Here is a 19,734-nt window from a genome sequence, read left to right as displayed (position 1 = left end):
ACTCCCCGAGTCGTCAAACTGTCAACAAACCGCAATACCCCGCGTACCCCGCACAACCCCGCGCACCCCGCGCAGCACGAGGGCCGCCGCGAAAACGGACCGGCGGCCTCCGCACGAACGGGAGTTCCAGGGGAATTTCGCACATGCCAGTGAAAAGGGTGTACGACGTCGTGGCGATGCACGTGCCGATCGTCTACGACGCACACGGGGACCATGACCGCAACGGAATGATCTTCACCCTCGCGGAGCACGAGGGGGCGCTGACCGAACTCCGCGAGACCTTTCCGACTCCTTTTCCCGACCCGCTGAAAGAGCCGGAGCGGCTCCCGAAGCCCCATCCGCTGGTCCGGCCGCTCGTGCTGCGGGCGCGGGCCGGGGAGCGGGTCGTCGTCCGGTTCCGCAACGAGCTGCGGCGGCGCGCCGGGATCCACGCCCAGGGCGTCGGGTACCGGGTGCGGAACGCCGACGGCGGCGCGGTCGGGCGCAACCCCGACTCGTCCGTCGAGCCGGGCGGCACCGCCACCTACGAATGGGACGCCTGGCACGAGGGCGTCTTCCACTTCGGCGACCTCGCCGACCTGCGCGGCGGCGAGGACGGCTCGCAGGCGCACGGCCTGTTCGGCGCCCTCGTCGTCGAGCCCGAGGACGCCACCTGGACCGACCCGGTCACCGGCGACCCGCTGCTCGACGGGCTGTACGCCGACGTCCACGTGCCGGGACGGCCGAGCTTCCGCGAGTACACGCTGTTCATGCAGGACGAGACGCCGAACGACAACCCCGTCCCGCCGCCGCACCCGACCTACGAGTGCGACCGGCCCCGGCCGCACACGCACTCCCCGGCGGCGGGCGGGGAGCGGCTCGCGCCCGTCCTGTTCCCCGACCACGAGGGCGGCCACGACGGCGGGCACGGGGACGGGCACGGCGGCGGCCAGGACGAGCACACCATGTCGATGATGCTGATGAGCTACCGCACCGAGCCGATGGGCTGGCGCTCGCTCGCCTACGAGCGGCTGCTCGAACGCGGCGAGATCGACCCGGCGTGGGACGCGATCGTCGGCGAGGAGCAGCACCACAGCTCGTGGCTGTTCGGCGACCCGGAGACGCCGATCTTCCGCGCCTACGGCGGCGACCCGGCCAAGATCAGGTTAGTGCACGCCGGGGTGAAGGAGACCCACGTCTTCCACCTCCACCTGCACCAGTGGCGCGCGGTGCCGGGCCACGACGAGTCGCCGATCATCGACTCGATCACGCTCGGCCCGCAGCAGGCGTTCACGATCGAGCCCATCCACGGCGCGGGCTCGGTGCAGGAGGCGACCGGCGACATCATCTTCCACTGCCACCTCTATCCGCATTTCCACTCCGGGATGTGGGGGATGTGGCGGGTGTTCGACGTCCTCCAGGACGGCGCCGGGCACTACCCGGACGGCACGCCCATCGCGCCGCTCCGCCCGCTGCCGACCCGTCCGGCGCCGCCCGCGCCGACGCCGGCGCAGCCGGGATTCCCGGCGTTCATGGACGGCTCGTACCCGCAGAAGTCGCCGCGCCCGCCGCGCACCCCCGGAATGCCCAAGGGAATGGGACGCGAGCCGTCCGAACTGGAGCGGAACGCATTCGCTCCCGACCCGCAGCCCGGCGAGGCGTTCACCAAGGTGACGCACAATCCCGATGCCCCGGTGCGCCGCTATCACCTCGTCGTCATGCAAGGCACGCTGCACTATTACCAGGGCAAGGAAAGCGGCGGCCACCACACCACCTGGCATGACCATCGCGGGGTTTTCTTCGTCCTCCAAGAGGAGATCGACGCGGCGGGCGGCATCGAGAAATTCCAGCGCGAACTGGAGGAGGGAAAGCGGCGGATCGAGCCCATCGCGATCCGCGCCCGGAAGGGCGAGGTCCTCGAACTCACGCTCACCAACGCGCTGCCGCCCGGCTGCCACGAGGCGACGGCGTTCGACACCGTCCTGCCGTTCCAGCCGGAGGGCGGGCTGCACGTCCACCTGGTGAAGTTCGACCCGCTGGTGGCGGACGGCGCGAGCGTCGGCTGGAACTACCTGTCCGGAACGACCACCGCCGACGCGGGCGAGCGGGACCACGAGCGCTACCGCTCGTGGATCTACCGCTGGTACTGCGACGAGGAGTTCGGCGTCGTCTTCTTCCACGACCACCTGCTGGCCAACGAGCGGCAGCGGCACGGCCTGTTCGGCTCCATGACGGCCGAGCCGGAGGGCGCCGTCTGGGTCGACCCGCACGACCACGGCCGGGAGGTCCGCAACGCGGCGACGGCCGTGGTGAAACTCCCGGACGGGACGGCCTTCCGCGAGCGGGTCGTCCCGGTGGCGGACTTCGTCCCGCTGTTCGAGCACGGCGCCGGGGAGACCGGCAACCCGATCAACCCGCCGTCGTTCCCCGGCGCCATGGACGACCAGGGCGCCATGGCCGTCGGCTACCGCTGCGAGCCGCTGCACGAGCGTCCCGGCGACCCGGCCGACTGGTTCTCCAGCGCCGTGCACGGCGACCCGCAGACCCCGATGCTGCGCGGCTACCCGGGCGAGAAGGTGCGCGTCCGGCTCTACCAGGGGTCGCACGAGGAGCAGCACGGGTTCACGACGAGCGGGCTGCGCTGGCACGCCTGGCGGGACGACCCGCGCTCGCCGCTGCGCACGCAGCAGACGATCGGGATCTCCGAGGCGTTCAGCCTGCACCTCAGCGAGGCGCCCGTGCCCGGCGACTACATGTGGTCGTTCTCGGCGATCGACGACACCTGGCTCGGCTGCTGGGGCCTGTTCCGCTTCCACGAGGCGCCGCAGGCCGACCTCCCGCCGCTGCCGGGCGCGTTCCGGGGCGAGGGCCTGCCGCCGTTCGACCCGGCCACGGCGCGCCGGTACGACGTCCGGGCCGTCGCCCGCGAGATCGCCTACAGCGACCGGCGCAGCGACCCGTTCGGCCTCGTCTACACGGTCGCCGGGCAGGACGACGGATCCACCGACGGAGGGCCGCTCGTCCTGCGCTGCCGGGCCGGGGAGTGGGTCGAGGTGACGCTCACGAACGAGGTGGACGTCCCGCCCGAGCCGACCCCCTACGACCCGCGCCTCCCGGCCCTCGACGAGCCCGCCGAGCGCGAGGTGTCGGCGCGGGTGTCGCTGCACCCGGTGGGACCGCTGCGGTACGACGTCCGCGACAGCGACGGCGCCTACGCCGGACGCAACGGCGACGGCACCGTCAAGCCGGGCGCGGCCGTCACCTACCGCTGGTTCGCCGACACCCCCGGCGTCGTCCTCCTGGAGGACCGCGCCGACGTCCGCACCCACCGGCACCGCGGGCTGGTCGGCGCGCTGGTCGTGGAGGCGGCCGACGCGACGCCGCGGGGCGGCGCCTGGACGGGCCACCAGGCGACGATCCGCCGCCCGCAGGGCGAGGACGTCCACGAACTGGTCCTCGTGCTCCAGGACGGCGTCCGCCAGTACCACCACGGCGACCCGACCCAGCCGGTGACCGACCTGGAGGACGAGCCCGAGGACTCGGGGCAGAAGGCGTTCAACTACCGCAGCGCCCACCTGCTCCCCACGCGCCCGTCGCTGGCGGTCGAGGAGCCGGGGACGCCGCTGCTCGTGTGCCGTCCGGGCGACCTCGTCCGGGTGCACCTGGTGGTGGGGTCGGACCGGCCGCGCAACCACACCTTCCAGATCCACGGCCAGACATGGCCCATGGAGGAGCACCTCGAAGCCCCGCGCGTCGGCGCGATCGGCGGGCTGGCCAACGGGTCGCTGCGCACGCTGACCTTCAGGGCCGGTCCGCCCGGTGACTACGCCTACCGGACGGGCGTGTTCCGCTGGGCGCTGACCGAGGGCCTGTGGGGGGTGATCCACGTCCGCTGACGTCCCCTGCTGAACGTCGATGGACCGCCGCCGGCCGGTGGGGTGGCCCACCCCCACCGGCCGGCGGTTCCCTTCACAGGGCGAGGACGCGGAGGAAGCGGTGCGGGTCGGCGGTGTCGCCGGGAGCGACGACGGGCGCGCCCGCCGCCTCCACCCAGGCGTGGAACCGGTACGGGTCGGGGACGGCTCCGATGCACCAGGTCAGGCGGCGTCCCGTCAAGGCCGCCATGAGGACGGCGGCGAGGGACTGCTCCATGCAGGCGGCGCGGAACGGGTACCGGCGGGCCGCGCGCTCGACGGCCGCGACGATGCGGGTGGCACGTTCTACCGGGACGTCCGAGCGGCACCACGGCCGGGTGAGCGACACGGCCGCGCAGGCGGCGCGGAACGGCGCCCTGGCCAGCAGCGCCGCCGCCACGAGGAACGGGAACGCCACCACCGCGCGGAACCGGCCGGACGCGGACCGCGCGGGCGCCGGGGCCTCGGCCATGGTGACCGCCTCGCCCGCCGGGCACGACGCCGGGTCGGCCCGGACGAGCCCGCGCCGCACGAGGTCGCCGAGCAGGCGCGCCGCGTCCGCGCGGAGCCGGTCGGCCGGGACGTCCGGGTGCCGTCCGGCGACGGCGGCGACGGACTGCTCGAACCCCGAGCCCTCGCTCCAGTGCCGCCAGAGCAGCCCGGCGGTCGTGTTCAGCGCGTGCCACTGGCCGGTCTTCCGGTTGAGCACGACCACACCGCCGTGCGCGTTGGACCGGTGGTCGAGATGGTCGGGCACTTCGATGGCGAGCATGGCGCACCTTCTTGGTCTGGTGGGTCCTGCGGAGACGGAGTCAGGGATGCGCGGCGGGCTCCGGGCCCGCCGCCGCGGGCAGGCTCGGGACCGGCGGCGCGGGCGAGCGCAGCCACGCCTCGGTCGCGAACAGCGTGTTCAGCGACCCCAGCGGAACTTCCACGCCCGCCAGCAGCCGGTCGACGGCGCGGCCGACCGCGGCGGGGTCGACGACGCCGAGGTCGGCGAGCCGGGAGCCGGTGAGCAGCCCGCGGATCGCGGCGGCGGCGCGGCGGGCGCCGCGGTAGTCCTCGCCGGTGTAGTCGCCCTTGGTGCGGCGGCCGAGCACCTCGCCGGGCACGAGGCCGTGCATGGCGCGGGCGAGCAGCGGTTTGAAGGCGTCCGGCGCGACCTTCGCGGACGGCGGGACGCGCAGGCACGCCGCGACGACCGCGTCGTCCAGGAACGGCGCGTGCACCGCGACGCCGAGCCCCGCGCCGAGTTCGCGCAGGTGCCGTTGCGTGTCGGCGGAGTGCCGCAGGTCGGTCCGCGCCGCCATGTCCGCCGCCGAGCGGACGCCGGGCACGTCGCACCCTCCGGCGGCGAGGTCGGCGAGCCCGGCGCGGGCGCGCGGGGTCAGCCACCGCACGGCCGCGGGCGCGACCGGCCACCAGGCGACGCCGTCCGGCCAGCCGAAGACGCCCGGCTCCGGCGGCCGGGCCAACGTCGCGGCCAGCGCGGCCAGCGCGCCCGCCGGGCCGGTCGCGGCCGTCCGCCGGGCCCGGACGGCGAGCCCGACCGCCGAGGTGTGCCGCAGCCTGGCCTGCCGCGCGCAGTGCGCCGCGAACCGCCGCGCGGACCCGGGACGGGCGAGTTCGGCCAGGTAGGACGGGGCGGCCCCGAGCAGCGCGTCGGCGCCCTCCCCGGTCAGGTGGAGCCGCGCCCGCACGGCCGCGGCGTGCTGGAGCCGCAGCGCGGAGCGCCGCCAGGCGAGCGCGCCCGGCGCGGGCTCCCCGGAGCCGGCGCCGGCGGGCTCGCCGAGCGCCTGGTAGGGCAGGGTGTCGTCGGTGCCGTGCACGACCGCCGGGCGCAGCCGCGCGTCGAGGGCGCCGCTCCGCGCCGCCTCCGCGAGGTCGGCCGCCGGGACGCCGGGATGGTGGTAGGTGACGGCCTCGACCGGCGCGGCGGCGTGCCGGGCCGCGAGGAACGCGACGGAGGTCGAGTCGAGCCCGCCGCTCAGGTCGGCGGACACCGGCTCGGACTCGGTCGCGCCCGCGCAGCGCAGCCGGACGGCCTCGTCCAGCGCGGACCGCAGTTCGCGGGCCCCTTCGTCCAGGGACAGCGGCTCGCGGTCGGAACCCCTCGGCAGGGCCCGCCGGCCGGACCGGTCGATGTGCAGCCAGGTGCCGGACGGGAGCCGCGCGACGTCCTGGAACGGGGAGCGGTCGCCCCACAGCGGCAGGACGTGCGGGCAGGCGACGCGTGCCGCGAGCGACAGCGCGTCGAACGCGCGGCCGTGCGCCTCGGCCAGCAGGTGCGGATGGGTGCCGACGAGCGTCTCCCCCGCCCGCGCGGACGAGTACAGCGGGAACTGCCCCGCGAGGTCGGTGCGCGCCTGGAACTCGCAGGCGTAGGGCGGTTCGCCGGGACGCGGAAGCCGGACGATCAGCATGAGGCAGGCGCCGAAGAGCCCGGCGAGCCGGTCCGGGTCGCCGGACTCCATGGCGGCGCGGAAGCGGGCGGCGACCGTCTCGGCGTCCGCGAGCCGGTGCCCGGCGACGAGGAGCCGCGCGGACGGATGCCGCACCCGGACGACCTCGTCCGGCTCCCAGCCGCCATAGAGGCGGACGCCGGGGACGTCGTCCCACACCGGGGTCCCGGCGAGGGCCGGGAGCGCCCCGGACGCGGACGCCACGGCGATCACGCCGGGCGGTGTGCCGCGGGACACGGCACTACCAGTAGTACTGGGAATTGGCGTCCGAGGCCCCGCTCGCGGAGCTGCCCTTGACGAGGTCGCGGATCGTGCCGACGTCCAGGACGGCGGGCGGTTCGTACCGCGATTCGGTGATCTTGGGGAGCGGGCCGGCGGGGTGGTCGGCGCCCTGGTCGGTGCGGCCGGAGAGCGCGTCTCCGGAACGGCTGGAAATGGTCATGGCGTTCCTCGCGTTCGCGGACATGGCCTGCTCATGCGCCGCCACCGCCGAGCACAACCTCGGGATTCCTATAAAAGCGTAACACCGAATCCCGCTCTACCGAGCCGAACGGAAGTAAATTCCGGCCGCCGATAATTGCGGATAGAATCGGAGAATTGAAGGCTTTGATTCTAACGGTGCGGCGGACGCCTCCATTGCGGCACGGTTAGAATCAGCCGACCGGAAGACGAAATCCGAATCAGTCCCGGTAGGTGGTGCCCTCCAGGCCGAGCAGCAGCGCGCCCTGCGCGGACGCGTGCTCGACGGTGCTGGCCTCCACCACGAACCTGTCGGCGTCGAAGGCGGCCGCCATCGCGGTGGTCTCGATCGCGTCCCGGCACGGGCCGAGCACGAGCGACCCGGCCTGCGCGAGGCTCCCGCCCACCACCACGACGTTGGGGTTGATGATGTTGCAGACGTTCCCGATGGCGTACCCGAGCTGCGTCCCGGCCTCGCGGAGCATGCGGCGCGCGAGCGCGTCCCCCACCCGGGCCTTCTCGATCATGTCGGTCAGGCTGCGGTAGGCGGTGATCCGCTCGCCGAGGACCAGCCGGGCGCGGTCGACCAGCCGGTCCGCGCCGATCAGGGTCTCCAGGCAGCCGCGCCCGCCGCACAGGCAGAACCGGCCGTTGGGATCGACCATGACGTGCCCGATCTCGCCCGCCACCCCGCTCGCCCCGCGAAACAGCCGGCCGCCCACGCACAGCCCGGCGCCGACGCCGGTCGACGCCTTCACATAGAGCAGGATCTCCCGGCCGGAGTGGGCGTAGACGCTTTCGGCGAGCGCGCCGAGGTTGGCGTCGTTGTCGATGAGGGGCCGCGGCAGCGGCTGCCGGTCCCGGCCCCCGGCGGCGGCGCGCAGGTCGGCGAGCTCCTCGGCGAGCGAGACGTCGGGGGCGCTCCCCTCCTCCCAGGGCGGCAGCGTCGGCGGCGCGAACCGGCCCGTCCGCGGGGAGATCATCCGCGGCACGGCGAGCCCGAGGGTGGCGAGGGCGTGCGGCTCGCCGAACTCGGAGACGAGCTCCTGCACCGCGACCGCGACCGCGCGCACCCAGTGCGGCTCGCCGCTGGACGCCCCGACCTGCAGGGTGCGGCTCACGGACTCGTGCCGCTCGTGGTGGGCGAGCCTGCCGACGATCACCGTCTTCTGGTAGCCGAGCTCGACCCCGACCGCGACGCCGTCCACCGGGGCGAGCCGGACGAAGGTGTCCCGGCCCTGCCGCTCGGTCTGGACGATCCCGTTGCGCTCCAGCTCGCGGACCGCCTCCGACACCGTGGCCGACGACATCCCGCTGCGCCGGACGAGGTCGGACTGGTTCCCGGCGCGGCTCAGCACGGCCCGGACGATCTTCTGCCGGTTCTCCTGCTTCGCGCCCTTGGTCCCGCGCAGCAGCTCACGCAGTAGCACGCCCGTCCCCCAACCGTCGAGTCCCCGCCTCATTTCTCGGCCTTGTCAACATAAATGAGGCGGACATCGCTCGATGTGAACTGACGCACGGCTTGATTGAGCCGTTATGCGAGGTCCGGGGCGCCCTGGATTCGCCCCAGTTTCGGCGCGCCGCAAATGACATTCCGCACTGTCCGGCGGTGGATCACATCCCGGACCGGCTGCGCGCGTAGGCCCCCTTGGCGGCGACGTGGCGGTCGGTGATGAGCAGCACCGGAATTCGGCCGAGCATGTCGGCGTGCTGCGCGCCGCGGCAGACCATCCGCTCCCGGAACGGGGTCTCCGACACGAGCAGCTCGCCGATTCCGGGTGCCTGCAGGACGCTTCCGCCGAGCCAGACCTCCGCGCCCTCCGGATGCGACACGAGCAGCAGGTCGCGGAGGAACTGGCCGAGGATCCCGCCGTACAGCGCGAGCAGCTCGCGCGCGAAGCCGTCGCCCGCGGCGGCCGCCGCCGTGAGCACCGGGCCGAGCTCCCCGCCGCCCGCCGCCCGCGCCGCGACGCGTTCCCGCAGGCCGGGGCCCGGGTCGCGGCGGCCGCTGAGGAAGTCGTACAGGTGCCGGAACCCGGCCAGGCCGCCGAGCACCTGCTCCACCGTGACGACCGGCCCGCCCGACGCGGCGCGGACGAACCGCAGCAGCGCCGCCTCGTCGTCCGTCACCGGCTGCCACGACACGTGCCCCGCCTCGCTGGACCGGACGCCGCCGTCCGCGTCCACGACGGCGGCGCCGACGCCGGTGCCGATCGCGACGACCGCGCGGGCCGCCCCGCCGAGCCGCGGGACGTCGGGCAGCAGCGCGCGGTAGCCGTCCCCGCCGAGCTCCCCCGCGCCGATGGCGGTCGCGACCAGGTCGTTGACGACCGCGACGTCGACGCCGTGCGCGGCGCCGAACTCGGCCCGGCGGAACACCGGCCACGCGGGCCGGTTCGTCAGGTGCACGTCGCCGTCCGGCAGCACCCGGCCCGCGACGCCCGCGACGAGCGCGCGCGGGACGCACCCGGCCAGCCGGAAGCAGCCGCGCAGCAGGTCGTCCAGCGAGTCGTACTCCTCGCAGCGCGTCTCCACCGACCGGACCTCACCGGTGCGCGGATCGGGGTAGCGCATGTGCGCCTTGGTTCCGCCGACGTCGACTCCGGCGCCGCCGGTGCGCGGCAGCCCGCGCCCGGGTCCGTCCGTCCTGGCCGTCATCGCCACTCCCTCTGGGCCGTTCATGGCACGTGTCGCTCCTTTCCCTGGACGTCCCGCTGGGGCCCGCCGACGTGCGCTGACCTGATCCAGCGCAGCCGACGCAGGACGTTCTCGATCTCTTCCACCGCCGAGCACAGCGCTGCGCCCGGCTCGCGGGCCGCCGCGGTCGCCGGGGCGGTCATTCCGACGTCCCGGAGCGGCCGCGGATCAGCAGGCGGGGCAGCCTCTTCAGCTTGTGCGTGCTCTCCACGTGGGTCCGCGCGATGTTGAGGTCTCTGAGCGCGTTCAGCCGCGCGAGCGGGGACACGTCGCGCACCCGGGTGCCCTCCAGGTCGAGGGACCGCAGCTTGGTCAGCTTGGCGAGCGGCGACACGTCCACGACGGGCGCGTCCACGAGCGACAGCTTCTCCAGCCGGGTCAGCCCGGCGAGCGGGCCCAGGTCGGCGACGGCCGTCCCGCTCAGGTCGAGGACGCGCAGCGTCCGCAGCGGCGCCAGCTCCTCGGCGTCGGTCAGCGCGCACGACACCTCAAGGTGGGTCAGCCGCGACACCGACGCCAGGTGCGGCAGGTACGAGGGGTCCTGGACGACGACCGGGATGCCGGTGAGGTCCATCCCGGCGAGGATCTCAAGGGCGAACGCCTCGGGCGTCTGCGAGTCGTACCAGGCCCGCACCACCTCGGCCCGGACGGTGTCGCTGTGGTGCTCGCGGAAGCGCTTCAGCATGCCGAGCGTCTGCGGCCCGCCGACCAGCCGGATCGCCAGCACCGTCGCGGCGGCCTGCTCGCCGCGCGGCGGCCGCCCGTCGATCGCCTCCGCGAGCAGGTCGAGGACGAACTCACCGGCCGCAGCGAGGCCCGCCGCCTCGTCGGCGTTGCGCGGCGGCAGCAGGCCGCGCGTCTTGCCGCGGATGCGCTCCGACAGCTCCGGGTCGACGATGTCGACGTCGGCGATGCAGGCCGCCGCGAGCAGCCACAGCCGCCGCGCCTCGGCCGACCCGCCGTGCTGCTCGGCCCGCGACACCAGGCCCTGGAGGATGAGCTTCTGCCGCTGGTCCTCGCGCTGCTGCTGCCCGACGACCATGATCAGGACGTCCTGGAAGAGCGGGTCGTCGGCGTTGCGGAGCAGCTCGTCGACGTAGTTCTTGCGGAACACCTCGATCCCGGCGAGGTAGTCCTGGAAGCTCGGATGGCAGAACTCCATGAGGTCGCCGTCGAACTGGAGGACTCCCGACCGCTCCACGAGGCGGCGCAGGACGAGCGCCGCCGCGCCCTGCCCGCCCGTCTGCCCGGCCGGGTCGGAGAAGTTGACGCGGACGCTCGGCAGCAGGTCTTCGATCAGGTTGAGGGCGTCGCGCTCCGGGATCGTCCGGCGGAAGTTGTGGGTCATCCACATCGCCATGTTGGCGAGGAAGGCCTCGCTCTGGACGTAGGAGAGGGCCACCGTGTCCTCCGGCACCCCGCGCTCCCGGTCGAGGTTCTCCAGCAGCATCTCCAGCGCGGCGCGGTACAGCGCGATGCGCCCGCGCGGAAGCTCGGCGCTGCGCACCCGGTTCAGCGCGCACAGCACGCCGCACAGCAGCGGGTTGGTCGCCAGCCTGGACAGGTCGCGCCGCTTGAAGAGCGCCCCCTTGAGCGCCTGCGCCCGGTCCGGGCGGTCGTCGGCGTCGGCCGAGACGACCCGCGCGCTCCCGTACCAGCGGTCGATGAACCGGTCCACCTGGAGCGGGGTCATCGGGTCGAGCGTGGTGGTGACGTAGCCGCGGCGGCGCAGGACGCGCTGCTCCTCGTCCAGCTCCCCGGCCGGGCGGGACGTGACGACGAACCGCGCCGCCGGGAACGCCTCCTCCAGCTCGCGCAGCCAGTCGAGCACCGCGCGCCGGCACCGGGACGGCACCTCGTCCAGGCCGTCCAGCAGGACGGCGGCGCGGCCGCCGCGCAGCAGCTCCGACGCCCAGCCCCGCGGCGTCGTCCCCTGGAGCATCCGCACCGCCTGCTCCGGGAAGGTCTCCGGGGCGGGCAGGTCGAGGTGCCCGTTGCGCAGGAACCGGCGCAGCCGGAGCGGGAACGGCACGACGTCCCGCCAGGACTGGAGCTGCTCGGGCAGCCGGTCGCGGCACAGGTTCAGCGTGAGCATCTTCAGCAGCGTCGACTTGCCCGCGCCCGCCGACCCGATCAGCAGCACCCGCGAGCTGGTGGCGAGCAGGCTCTCGAAGGGACGGCCGGGCGCCGTGGCCGGCCGCTCGCCGCCGTCCGCGTCCCGCGTCCCGCGGCCGGTGCGCACGCGCGTCGAGAGCTGGACGTAGGCGGTGTCGAGCGGGTACTCCGCGTCCTCCTCGGGCAGCGCCAGGCCGAACAGCCTCGTGTTGCGGTGCAGCCGGGACAGCAGCTCGCGGTAGCGCTCCTCGAACGGCAACGCGACGCGGTCGCCGCCGGGGAGGCGCTCGTCCAGCTCGCCGAGCTTGCGGAAGATCTCCAGCAGCGTCCGCGCGGTGAAGTCGGGGTTGCGGGTGAAGTACTCGACGAGCTGCGTGGCGCAGGGCCCGATCATCAGCTCGTAGAGCCGCCTCCCGCGCTCGCTCAGCGCCCCGGCCGGATCGTCCGCGGCCTCGGTCAGCGCGTCGGCGAGCCGCTCCGGGTCGGCGTAGACGTCGCGCAGGACGTCCCAGGTGATGTCGCCGAGCGCCATCAGCGTCCGCGTGACCGCGTCGACCACGGCGTCGCCGTCGTCCTGCAACCGCAGGTCGGGGTGCTCTTCGGTGACGACCCGCGCCATCCGCGCGGTCAGCTTGCGGACGTCCCGCGCCACGACCGTCCGCGCCTCGCCCCGGCTGAGGACGCCCCGGCCCTTGAAGCCGATCGGGTCGGCCAGCCCCGCGCCGGGCAGCGGCGCGGGCATCAGCTTGCCGATCAGCGGTTTCACCGCCGCCGCCGCCAGCGGGCCGATCGGTACGTCCACGAGACCACCCCTCCCGCGGCCGCCGGGGGACGGCCGCGGAATTACCGCCGAAATCAAACGCCGCGGGGAGTGTAACTCGAAAAGGAAAGGCAGCCGCTTTCGATCTTGACGAAGGCCACATTTGGACACTTCATTTCTAACGGTCGGATCGTGCGATCCAATCACGCGGCATTTTCTTTTCGACGGAAAAGGGCGGGGCGGCGGCTCCGGTCAGCGGCCGGTGGCGCCCGCGGGCGGGGCGGTGAGCGCGTAGATCAGCAGGATGCAGAGCGCGATCGTCAGCACCGACCAGAGCGGGAACGCCTGGAGGAACGCCAGGTGCCCGATCGCGGCGACGACGGCGAAGAAGACGCCGACGGCGCGGGCCCACAGCCGTCCCGACAGGATTCCGGCGCCGACCGCGATCTGGACGATCCCGAGAATGAGCCAGATCCAGCCCCACGCGGTGTAGTCGAAGACCAGGATCCTGTTCTGGCCGACGAGGTAGTAGTTGTCCCGGAAGAGGGCGACCAGCCCGTCGATGATGTTGAACGCGCCGACCACGAGGGAGAGGGTCCCGGCGAAGGTCAGCCAGCCGGACGTCCGGTACCGCCGCTCCGGCACGGAGCCCGCGCCATGGGTCATCCTGCTCGTCATCGAACCTCCCTGAATCACGGGTACCGGGATTCGAATCACGGGTACCGGGGTGCAGGGAGAAATGCCTCGAATCGACCCTCGCAAACCATGCTCAATGGCGGCTTGCCGATTTATTGGGCGGCGGTTTACCGTCGCCCGCGGGCCGGTCAGGGGGTGGCCGCGCCGAGGCTGCGCAGGACGAAGGTCGTCACCCGCGCGACCGTCTCGTCCAGGTCGCGGGTCCCCTGCCCGAGCGGATGGCGCTCGGCGCCGAGGCAGGCGAGGACGAGGTGCGCGGTCCCGGCCGGGTCGCACGGCGCGAACTCCCCGGCCCGGACGCCGTCCTCGATCATCTCGGTGAGCAGCCGCCCCAGCGGGCGGACGTGGGCGTGCATCTCCCGGTAGCCGTCCGGGCCGAGGAGGGTCGCGAGCTCGGGGCCGGCGGGCTGCGGGTGGGCGGCGAAGTCGGCGAGCTGCTGCCGGACGTACACGGTGATGCGCTCGGTCGGCCCGGCGGCGCCCGCGAGCGCGCGGTGCAGCTCGTCGGTGAAGCGGGTCGTCTCGTGCTCGGCGTGCGCGATGATCAGCGCGCGGACGTCCGGGAAGTAGTTGTAGACGACGCTGCGGTTCAGCCCCGACCGGCTCGCGACCTCGGCCATGGACAGCCGGTCGACGCCGTCCCGCGCCATGATCTCGCGGACGGCCCCGAGGACGCGCTCGCGCGTCGCGGCGCGGTGCTCGTCGAGGGATCCGGTGATGCGGGGCACGCCCGCATGCTAGAAGGCCGCAATACTACGAGACGTAGTAGCAAACTGTCTGTATCGTTGCCCGCGTGACTTCCGACCCGGGAACCACGGCGCCCGCCGCCGCCGTCGGCGCGGCCTGCGCGGTGAGCGGCCTGTCCCGCGCCTACCGGGGCGCGGACCGCCGCGCGGTGGACGACGTCTCCTTCGACGTCCGGCCCGGCGAGGTGTTCGGCGTGCTCGGCCGCAACGGCGCGGGGAAGACGACGCTGGTCCGCATGATGGTGGGCCTGCTGCGCCCCGACGGCGGGACGGTGCGGATCGCCGGTTCCGACGTGACCGGGCGCGCCGCCGACGCCGCCGCGCACGTCGCCTACCTGCCGCAGGCCGAGTCCGCGCTGACCGACATGAGCGTGCGGACGGCGGTCGAGACGACGGCCCGGCTGCGCGGCCTCCCCCGCGCGGACGCCCGCCGCGAGACCGCGGACCTGCTCGCCGAGCTGGCGCTGACCGGACTCGCGGGCGCGCGGGTCGGGAAGCTGTCCGGCGGCCAGCGCAGGCTGGCCGGGGTCGCGGCGGCGCTCGCCGGGGGCCGCCGCCTCCTGGTGCTGGACGAGCCGACCACCGGCCTCGACCTCGACGCCCGCCGCGCCGTGTGGCGGGCGCTCGACCGGCGGCGGGCGGGCGGCGCGGCCGTCGTCCTCGTCACGCACAACGTGCTGGAGGCGGAGACCGTCCTCGACCGCGTGCTGGTCCTGCACCGGGGCCGGACGGTCGCCTGCGACACCCCGGGACGGCTCAAGGAGCGGTTCGGCGGGCTCGTCCGGCTCGACCTGTCCTGGCGGGGCGCGCCGCCGCTCAGCCCCGCCGACCTCGGCGGGGACGTCCGCGCGACGGGGAACCGGTGGTCGGTGCGGCTGCCGGTGGAGGACGCGCGGCGGGCGCTCGGCGCCGTCCTGTCCGGGGCCGCGTACGCGGCGCTCGACGACTTCAGCCTCGCCCCGCCCGGCCTGGAGGACGTCCTCCTCGCCTGCGACGCGAGCACCGAGGAGGAGCGCGCGTGACCCCGATGATGGCGAGCATCGCCGCCGTGCACACCGCGCAGCTCGGCCGCGCCCGCGCGGGCGGCGGCGCGGTGGTGGTCGTCGCGACCGTCCAGTCCCTCGCGATCCTCGCGCTGCTGCGCGGCGTCGGCGGGACGGCCGACACCGGCGCGCGGGCCGCCGTCGTCTCCGGCGCCGTCCTCACGGTCGTCGCGTTCATCGCCTGGAACCTGCTCGCGCAGCGGCTCGCCGCGCTCAAGGCGGGCGGCGGGCTCGACTACTTCGGGACGCTCCCCGTCCGTCCGGCCGCCGTCGTGCTCGGGTTCTGCTCCAGCTACGCGGTGTTCGCCGTCCCCGGCGTGATCCTGACGGCGGTCGCGGGGATCGCGCTGTTCGGGCTGCCGTTCGCGCAGTTCTGGGTGCTGGCCCCGGCGGCGGTCACGGCGGCAGTCGCGTTCGGCGGGCTCGGCGCGCTGAGCGGGCTCGGCCCGGCCCGTCCGGAGACCGCGACGCTCGCCGGGCAGCTCGGCCTCACCGCCGTGATGTTCGCCGGGCTGATCCCGCCCGGACCGCTGCCCGGGTGGGTCGCGGCGGCCCGCGCCGCGACGCCGCTCGCCTACGACGTCGACGCGTTCGCGTCCGCGCTCGCGCCACACCCCGACTGGCCGGGCATCGCGCTCCGGCTCGCCGGGTCCGCCCTCTTCGGCGCGTGCTGCCTGGCCCTCGCGGCCCGCGCGTACGGGCGGGCCCTGAACCGCTGACGGGCCCCGGCGGGTTCGCCCGTCCCGGTACGATTCGGCGGGCGAGTACGGATTTCGGTACCAGCGACGTTCGGGTGGGGCATGGCAGCGAGCGGGCGGACGCCCGGGCGGCGTCCCGGCGCCGCGCGGACCCGCGAGACGATCCTCGGCGCGGCCCGGCGGTGCTTCGCCGAGGACGGCTACACCGGGACCTCCATCCGCCGGATCGCCCGCGACGCCGACGTCGACCACGCGCTCGTCCTCCACTTCTTCGGCACGAAGGACGCGCTGTTCGGCGTCGTGCTGCGGTCCGTCCCGCTGCTCGCGGGCCTCGCCCGCGAGGCGGGCGAGGGCGCGCCGGACGGCCTCGGCGAGCGGTTCGTCCGCGGCTACCTCGACCGCTGGGAGGACCAGGACGCCGGGCCCTGGCTGCGCGTCGTCGTCCGGGCGGCGGCCGCGTCGCCGAACGCGGCGGCGGCGCTCGCGTCGCTCATCGCCGACGAGGTGATGGTCCTGCCCGCCCGCTACGTCGGCGGGGCGGACGCGGAGCTGCGCGCGAACCTCGCCGGCGCCCAGCTCCTCGGCGTCGCGACCGCCCGCTACGTGGTCGGGACGGAGCCCCTCGCCTCCGCCGCCCGCGAGGACGTGGTCGCCCGCCTGGCGCCGCTCGTCCAGCGGCTCGTGACCGGCGGGCCCACCGCTCCCTGACCCGATCGTGCCACCTGACCGGAACACCTGCCGGAGTAAGGGTGCAATGTCATATGTTGTTGAGCATGAAGTTGGATCTGCCGTCCCTGGGGCCCCGGCAGAAGGTCCGCGAGCAGGTCGCGCACGCGCTGCGGGCGGCGCTCGTGTCCGGGGAGATGCGGCCGGGCGTCGTGTACTCGGCCCCGGCGATCGCCGTCCGGTTCGGGGTGTCGCCGACGCCGGTCCGCGAGGCGATGATCGACCTCGCCCGGGAGGGGCTCGTCGCCGTCGTCCGGAACAAGGGGTTCAAGGTCACCGAGCTGTCCGACCGCGAGCTGGACGAGATCACCGAGGTGCGCGAGCTGATCGAAGTGTCCGCCGTGGTGCGCGCCGCCGAGCGCGGGCAGGCCGCCCGGGTCCGCGCGCTGCGCCCGCTCGCCGGGGAGATCGTGGCCGCCGCGGAGCGCCGCGACGTCCTCGCCTACATCGACGCCGACCACCGCTTCCACCTCGAACTGCTCGGGCTGTGCGGCAACGCGCAGCTCGTCCGGCTGGTGAGCGAGCTGCGGTACAAGGCGCGCCTGTACGGGGTGCCGCGGCTCGCCGAGCGCGGCGAGCTGGTGCCGTCCGCCCGCGAACACGAGGACCTGCTCGACGCCGTCGCGGCGGGCGACGGTGATGGCGCCCGCACCCTGATGCGCCACCACCTCCGCCACATCCGGGGCATCTGGGCGGACCGCCCCGAACGCCCCCGTCCCGAACCGCACTGACCGGCGGGGCGTCACGCCAGGTCCTCGCAGTGCCGGACGACCTGCTCGACGACCTCCACCGCGTCCGACGGCGGGTACCGGACGGCGACCCGGCCGGGGCCGTCGAGGTGCAGCGCCTCCCGGCTCACCCACACGCACCGTCCCGCCCCTAGGTGCACCACGGTCAGCTCGTGGTCGGCGAAGACGCGCGGCTGGAGCCCGCGCGCGGTCGCGAGCGCGCAGATCCGCTCGTGCGACGGCCACCTCGACTCCGGCGCGGCGTGCCCCGGAACGGGAACGGTGAAGTAGACGGCCTTGCCGGGGACGGGCCGCGCGCCGAGCCGCCCCCGCGTCGGGTGGACGCCCCACCGGCCGCCCGCGTCCGCGGTCAGCGCGCCGACCAGCGTCAGCCCGCGCCCGCCCGGGGCGTCGACCGGCCGCGGCACCGGCCGCCGCCAGGGCGCCGCGTCGAACACCTTGAAAACGATCTCTGGATTCTCCCGGCCGCGCAGGTACGCCCAAACCTCGGCACGTTCCCGGCCGCCGTGCAGAATGGCGTTCGCCGCCAACTCCGAAATGATCAATTCCGCGTCGGCGCGGGTTTCCGGGGGCAACTCGAATGGGGTGAGGACGGTGCGGGCGATGCCCCGCGCGGCCCCCGCCGCGCGGGGTCCGGGCGGCAGCGCCCAGGCCGGGAAGGCGCCGCCGCCCACGTCGGTCATGTCCAGCTCGGCCAGTCGCGGCTTTTCCGCCATGACGATCACTTTCCATGAGACGCACGGGACGGACCGGCCGGGAAGCCGCCGGGAGAGGGAGGCGGTGAGGAGGCCCTCTCCCGGCGGGAGGAGTACCGGCATTCTGTCCGCACCACCGGCCCGGACGTCATCCGTTAGTGCATAATTTCCGGCTATGGATCTCGATATCAGCCATCTGCGTATGGTGTGCGCGATGGCGGAGACCGGGAGCATCACCCAGGCGGCGGCCCGGATGGGCATGTCGCAGCCCGCGATGTCGAACCAGCTGCGCCGCGTGGAGGAGATCGTGGGCGGGCAGTTGTTCGTCCGCAGCCGCACCGGCCTGGAGCCGACGGCGCTGGGCGGCCAGGTCATCTCGCGGGCGCGGACCGTCCTGTCCGAGCTGGACACGCTGTTCGGCGACCTGCACGGCGGGGACGGCCCGGCCGGGACGCTCGGCCTCGGCTGCGTGCACCTGGCCTGCGTCGCGAGCATCGTCGCCCGGGTGAGCGAGGCGCTGCCGGGGCGCAAGGTGTCGCTGCGCATCGAGCCGTCGTCGATCCTGCTCGGCGACGCCCTGGCGCGCGGCCACCTGGACGCGGCGCTGATCGGCATCATGGAGGGCTTCGACGTCCCGTTCAACGCGCCGGTCGTGACCCGCACGCTGGTGCCGCGCTACCCGATCTACGTGACGCTCGCCGCGGCGCACCCGCTGGCCGGCCGGGACGAGATCAGCCTCTCCGACCTGAAGGACGAGCACTGGATCGGTCCGCCGGGCGCCGACGACGGCTCGCTCGCCTCACTGCGGGCGTCCTGCCGCAAGGCGGGCTTCGAGCCGACCGTCCGGTACGAGGCGCCGAGCGGCGCGGCGATCCCGCTGGTCGCGGCGGGCCAGGCGGTCCGCCTGGTGGACCCGTCCTGGCCGCCGAACCCGGGCACGGTCGTCCGCCCGCTGGCGGGCGAGCCGCAGGTGGCGAAGCTGCTGGTGGCCTGGCGCCGGGACCGGCTGAGCCCGGAGAGCGCCGCCGCCCTCTACCGCGGCCTGGCCGCCGCCTTCGTGGAGCACGTGGGCAACAACCCGTCCTTCGGCGAGTGGTGGCGGTCCCACCCCGAGGTCCACCCGATCGTCTGACCGGGGCGGCGGGCGGCCGGGACCTGATCCGAACCGACGAACCTATATTCTGATCGTTGGTGAGGAGGGGCATATGGATCCGGTGTCCGATGCCCTCGTCGGGCTGCCGGAGCTCGGCGGGCGCGACAGCCTGCGCGGGCAGGTCGGCGAGGCGTTGCGCAACGCGCTGGTCGGCGGGAAGCTCCGCCCCGGCGTGGTGTACTCCGCCCCCGCGCTGGCGGACGAGTTCGGCGTGTCGGCGACGCCGGTCCGCGAGGCGATGATCGACCTGGTCCGGGACGGGCTGTTCGAGGCCGTGCGCAACCGCGGGTTCCGGGTGGTGCCGCTGTCGGCGCGCGACCTCGCGGAGCTGACCGAGCTCCGCGAGATGGTCGAGGTGCCCGCGGTGGCGCGGCTCGCCGGCGCCGTCCCGGACGACGCGCTGCCGGGCCTCCGCGCGCTGGCCGCCGAGACCGCGACCGAGGCGGGCACGGGCGACCTCCTCCGCTTCCTGGACGCCGACCGCCGCTTCCACGCCGAACTGCTCGCGCTGACGCGGAACCGGACGCTGGCGCGGACCGTCCTCGACCTGCGCAGCCGGTCCCGCATGTACGGGCTGGCGAAGCCCGCCGCGAAGGACGAGATGGAGACGGCGGCCGCCGAGCACGCCGCGCTGGTGGACGCGCTGGCGGGCGGCGACGCCGCGAAGGCGCGGGAGATCATGCTCCAGCACCTGGACCACGTGCGGAACGCCTGGAGCTGACACCCACCCCGGGCGGAGGCCCGGAACTTCGGGTCTTGGCAAGTAGGGTTTTACATTTTACAGTGCAATTTCACATTGCAGAGCGGACGCCACCGCCTCCGGTGGCAGCCCCCGTCCGCGA

The 19,734-nt window shown here is 74.5% G+C and carries 17 protein-coding genes; 7 read left to right on the top strand and 10 right to left on the bottom strand.

All coding sequences use genetic code 11. The features are described 5' to 3' along the window. Nucleotides 1–143 precede the first annotated feature (143 nt). Nucleotides 144–3,875, top strand: coding sequence for a multicopper oxidase domain-containing protein (locus tag ACH01S_RS34635; RefSeq protein ID WP_067902019.1), 3,732 nt, complete (start codon nt 144–146; stop codon nt 3,873–3,875). 73 nt (nt 3,876–3,948) lie between these two features. Here the strand turns inward: ACH01S_RS34635 and ACH01S_RS34630 are convergent, their stop codons facing one another. The 9 genes from ACH01S_RS34630 to ACH01S_RS34595 all read right to left on the bottom strand — a co-directional run bounded on the left by ACH01S_RS34630 (nt 3,949) and on the right by ACH01S_RS34595 (nt 13,810). Beyond that, nucleotides 3,949–4,665 (bottom strand): lasso peptide biosynthesis B2 protein, encoded by a 717-nt coding sequence (locus ACH01S_RS34630; RefSeq protein ID WP_067902008.1) that lies wholly within the window; start codon nt 4,663–4,665, stop codon nt 3,949–3,951. Between the two features lie 40 nt (nt 4,666–4,705). Beyond that, entirely contained in the window at nt 4,706–6,592 is a 1,887-nt protein-coding gene (locus ACH01S_RS34625) for an asparagine synthase-related protein (protein ID WP_067902006.1), read from the bottom strand. A gap of 4 nt (nt 6,593–6,596) precedes the next feature. Further along, the gene (locus ACH01S_RS34620; RefSeq protein WP_169809411.1) at nt 6,597–6,797 is read right to left on the bottom strand and encodes a lasso RiPP family leader peptide-containing protein; all 201 of its coding nucleotides are present in this window, start codon (nt 6,795–6,797) and stop codon (nt 6,597–6,599) included. A 238-nt stretch (nt 6,798–7,035) separates the two neighbouring features. Next, nucleotides 7,036–8,244, bottom strand: coding sequence for an ROK family transcriptional regulator (locus ACH01S_RS34615; RefSeq protein ID WP_083981483.1), 1,209 nt, complete (start codon nt 8,242–8,244; stop codon nt 7,036–7,038). 184 nt (nt 8,245–8,428) lie between these two features. Next, on the bottom strand, nt 8,429–9,472 hold the full coding sequence (locus ACH01S_RS34610) for a glucokinase (RefSeq protein WP_169809410.1): 1,044 nt from the start codon (nt 9,470–9,472) through the stop codon (nt 8,429–8,431). A 20-nt stretch (nt 9,473–9,492) separates the two neighbouring features. Continuing rightward, nucleotides 9,493–9,654: a hypothetical protein gene (locus ACH01S_RS44060; RefSeq protein ID WP_157406348.1), complete on the bottom strand. Its 162-nt coding sequence runs from the start codon at nt 9,652–9,654 to the stop codon at nt 9,493–9,495. Further along, nucleotides 9,651–12,428 carry an NACHT domain-containing protein gene (locus ACH01S_RS34605; RefSeq protein ID WP_067901993.1) on the bottom strand — a complete coding sequence of 926 codons (2,778 nt, stop codon included), beginning with the start codon at nt 12,426–12,428 and terminating at the stop codon, nt 9,651–9,653. The genes ACH01S_RS44060 and ACH01S_RS34605 overlap by 4 nt, the downstream gene beginning before the upstream one ends. A gap of 210 nt (nt 12,429–12,638) precedes the next feature. Continuing rightward, on the bottom strand, nt 12,639–13,064 hold the full coding sequence (locus ACH01S_RS34600) for a DUF7144 family membrane protein (protein WP_218010504.1): 426 nt from the start codon (nt 13,062–13,064) through the stop codon (nt 12,639–12,641). 146 nt (nt 13,065–13,210) lie between these two features. Continuing rightward, nucleotides 13,211–13,810: a TetR/AcrR family transcriptional regulator gene (locus ACH01S_RS34595; RefSeq protein WP_067901991.1), complete on the bottom strand. Its 600-nt coding sequence runs from the start codon at nt 13,808–13,810 to the stop codon at nt 13,211–13,213. A 65-nt stretch (nt 13,811–13,875) separates the two neighbouring features. On the opposite strand from ACH01S_RS34595, the gene ACH01S_RS34590 reads away from it, so the two are divergent. From ACH01S_RS34590 to ACH01S_RS34575, 4 genes are all read left to right on the top strand, one after another. Next, the gene (locus ACH01S_RS34590; RefSeq protein ID WP_148344517.1) at nt 13,876–14,850 is read left to right on the top strand and encodes an ABC transporter ATP-binding protein; all 975 of its coding nucleotides are present in this window, start codon (nt 13,876–13,878) and stop codon (nt 14,848–14,850) included. Nucleotides 14,851–14,855: 5 nt separating this feature from the next. Then, nucleotides 14,856–15,590: an ABC transporter permease gene (locus ACH01S_RS34585; RefSeq protein ID WP_246236851.1), complete on the top strand. Its 735-nt coding sequence runs from the start codon at nt 14,856–14,858 to the stop codon at nt 15,588–15,590. Between the two features lie 81 nt (nt 15,591–15,671). Continuing rightward, nucleotides 15,672–16,277: a TetR/AcrR family transcriptional regulator gene (locus ACH01S_RS34580; RefSeq protein ID WP_067901990.1), complete on the top strand. Its 606-nt coding sequence runs from the start codon at nt 15,672–15,674 to the stop codon at nt 16,275–16,277. A gap of 65 nt (nt 16,278–16,342) precedes the next feature. Beyond that, nucleotides 16,343–17,026: a GntR family transcriptional regulator gene (locus ACH01S_RS34575; protein WP_246236841.1), complete on the top strand. Its 684-nt coding sequence runs from the start codon at nt 16,343–16,345 to the stop codon at nt 17,024–17,026. 11 nt (nt 17,027–17,037) lie between these two features. Here the strand turns inward: ACH01S_RS34575 and ACH01S_RS34570 are convergent, their stop codons facing one another. Continuing rightward, complete coding sequence (locus tag ACH01S_RS34570; protein ID WP_169809409.1) at nt 17,038–17,760, bottom strand: ATP-binding protein; 723 nt, start codon at nt 17,758–17,760, stop codon at nt 17,038–17,040. 154 nt (nt 17,761–17,914) lie between these two features. Between ACH01S_RS34570 and ACH01S_RS34565 the strand changes: the two genes are divergently transcribed. Both ACH01S_RS34565 and ACH01S_RS34560 read left to right on the top strand, forming a co-directional pair. Further along, complete coding sequence (locus ACH01S_RS34565) at nt 17,915–18,871, top strand: LysR family transcriptional regulator (RefSeq protein WP_067901941.1); 957 nt, start codon at nt 17,915–17,917, stop codon at nt 18,869–18,871. Between the two features lie 73 nt (nt 18,872–18,944). Continuing rightward, a complete protein-coding gene (locus ACH01S_RS34560) occupies nt 18,945–19,613 on the top strand; it encodes a GntR family transcriptional regulator (RefSeq protein WP_067901938.1) in 669 nt (222 codons plus the stop codon). The last annotated feature ends 121 nt before the right edge of the window (nt 19,614–19,734 follow it).

The sequence above is a fragment of the Actinomadura chibensis NBRC 106107 genome, assembly GCF_001552135.1.
Lineage (GTDB): Bacteria > Actinomycetota > Actinomycetes > Streptosporangiales > Streptosporangiaceae > Spirillospora > Spirillospora chibensis.
This window is presented reverse-complemented; position numbering and strand designations above follow the sequence as displayed.

Bases quoted from the DNA above. Each gene is read 5' to 3' on its own strand.
- ACH01S_RS34580 (WP_067901990.1), top strand. From the start codon at position 15,672: ATGGCAGCGAGCGGGCGGACGCCCGGGCGGCGTCCCGGCGCCGCGCGG.
- ACH01S_RS34620 (WP_169809411.1), bottom strand. From the start codon at position 6,797: ATGACCATTTCCAGCCGTTCCGGAGACGCGCTCTCCGGCCGCACCGAC.
- ACH01S_RS34570 (WP_169809409.1), bottom strand. From the start codon at position 17,760: ATGGCGGAAAAGCCGCGACTGGCCGAGCTGGACATGACCGACGTGGGC.
- ACH01S_RS34585 (WP_246236851.1), top strand. From the start codon at position 14,856: ATGATGGCGAGCATCGCCGCCGTGCACACCGCGCAGCTCGGCCGCGCC.
- ACH01S_RS34600 (WP_218010504.1), bottom strand. From the start codon at position 13,064: ATGACGAGCAGGATGACCCATGGCGCGGGCTCCGTGCCGGAGCGGCGG.
- ACH01S_RS34560 (WP_067901938.1), top strand. From the start codon at position 18,945: ATGGATCCGGTGTCCGATGCCCTCGTCGGGCTGCCGGAGCTCGGCGGG.
- ACH01S_RS34575 (WP_246236841.1), top strand. From the start codon at position 16,343: ATGAAGTTGGATCTGCCGTCCCTGGGGCCCCGGCAGAAGGTCCGCGAG.
- ACH01S_RS34565 (WP_067901941.1), top strand. From the start codon at position 17,915: ATGGATCTCGATATCAGCCATCTGCGTATGGTGTGCGCGATGGCGGAG.
- ACH01S_RS34610 (WP_169809410.1), bottom strand. From the start codon at position 9,472: ATGACGGCCAGGACGGACGGACCCGGGCGCGGGCTGCCGCGCACCGGC.
- ACH01S_RS34630 (WP_067902008.1), bottom strand. From the start codon at position 4,665: ATGCTCGCCATCGAAGTGCCCGACCATCTCGACCACCGGTCCAACGCG.
- ACH01S_RS44060 (WP_157406348.1), bottom strand. From the start codon at position 9,654: ATGACCGCCCCGGCGACCGCGGCGGCCCGCGAGCCGGGCGCAGCGCTG.
- ACH01S_RS34635 (WP_067902019.1), top strand. From the start codon at position 144: ATGCCAGTGAAAAGGGTGTACGACGTCGTGGCGATGCACGTGCCGATC.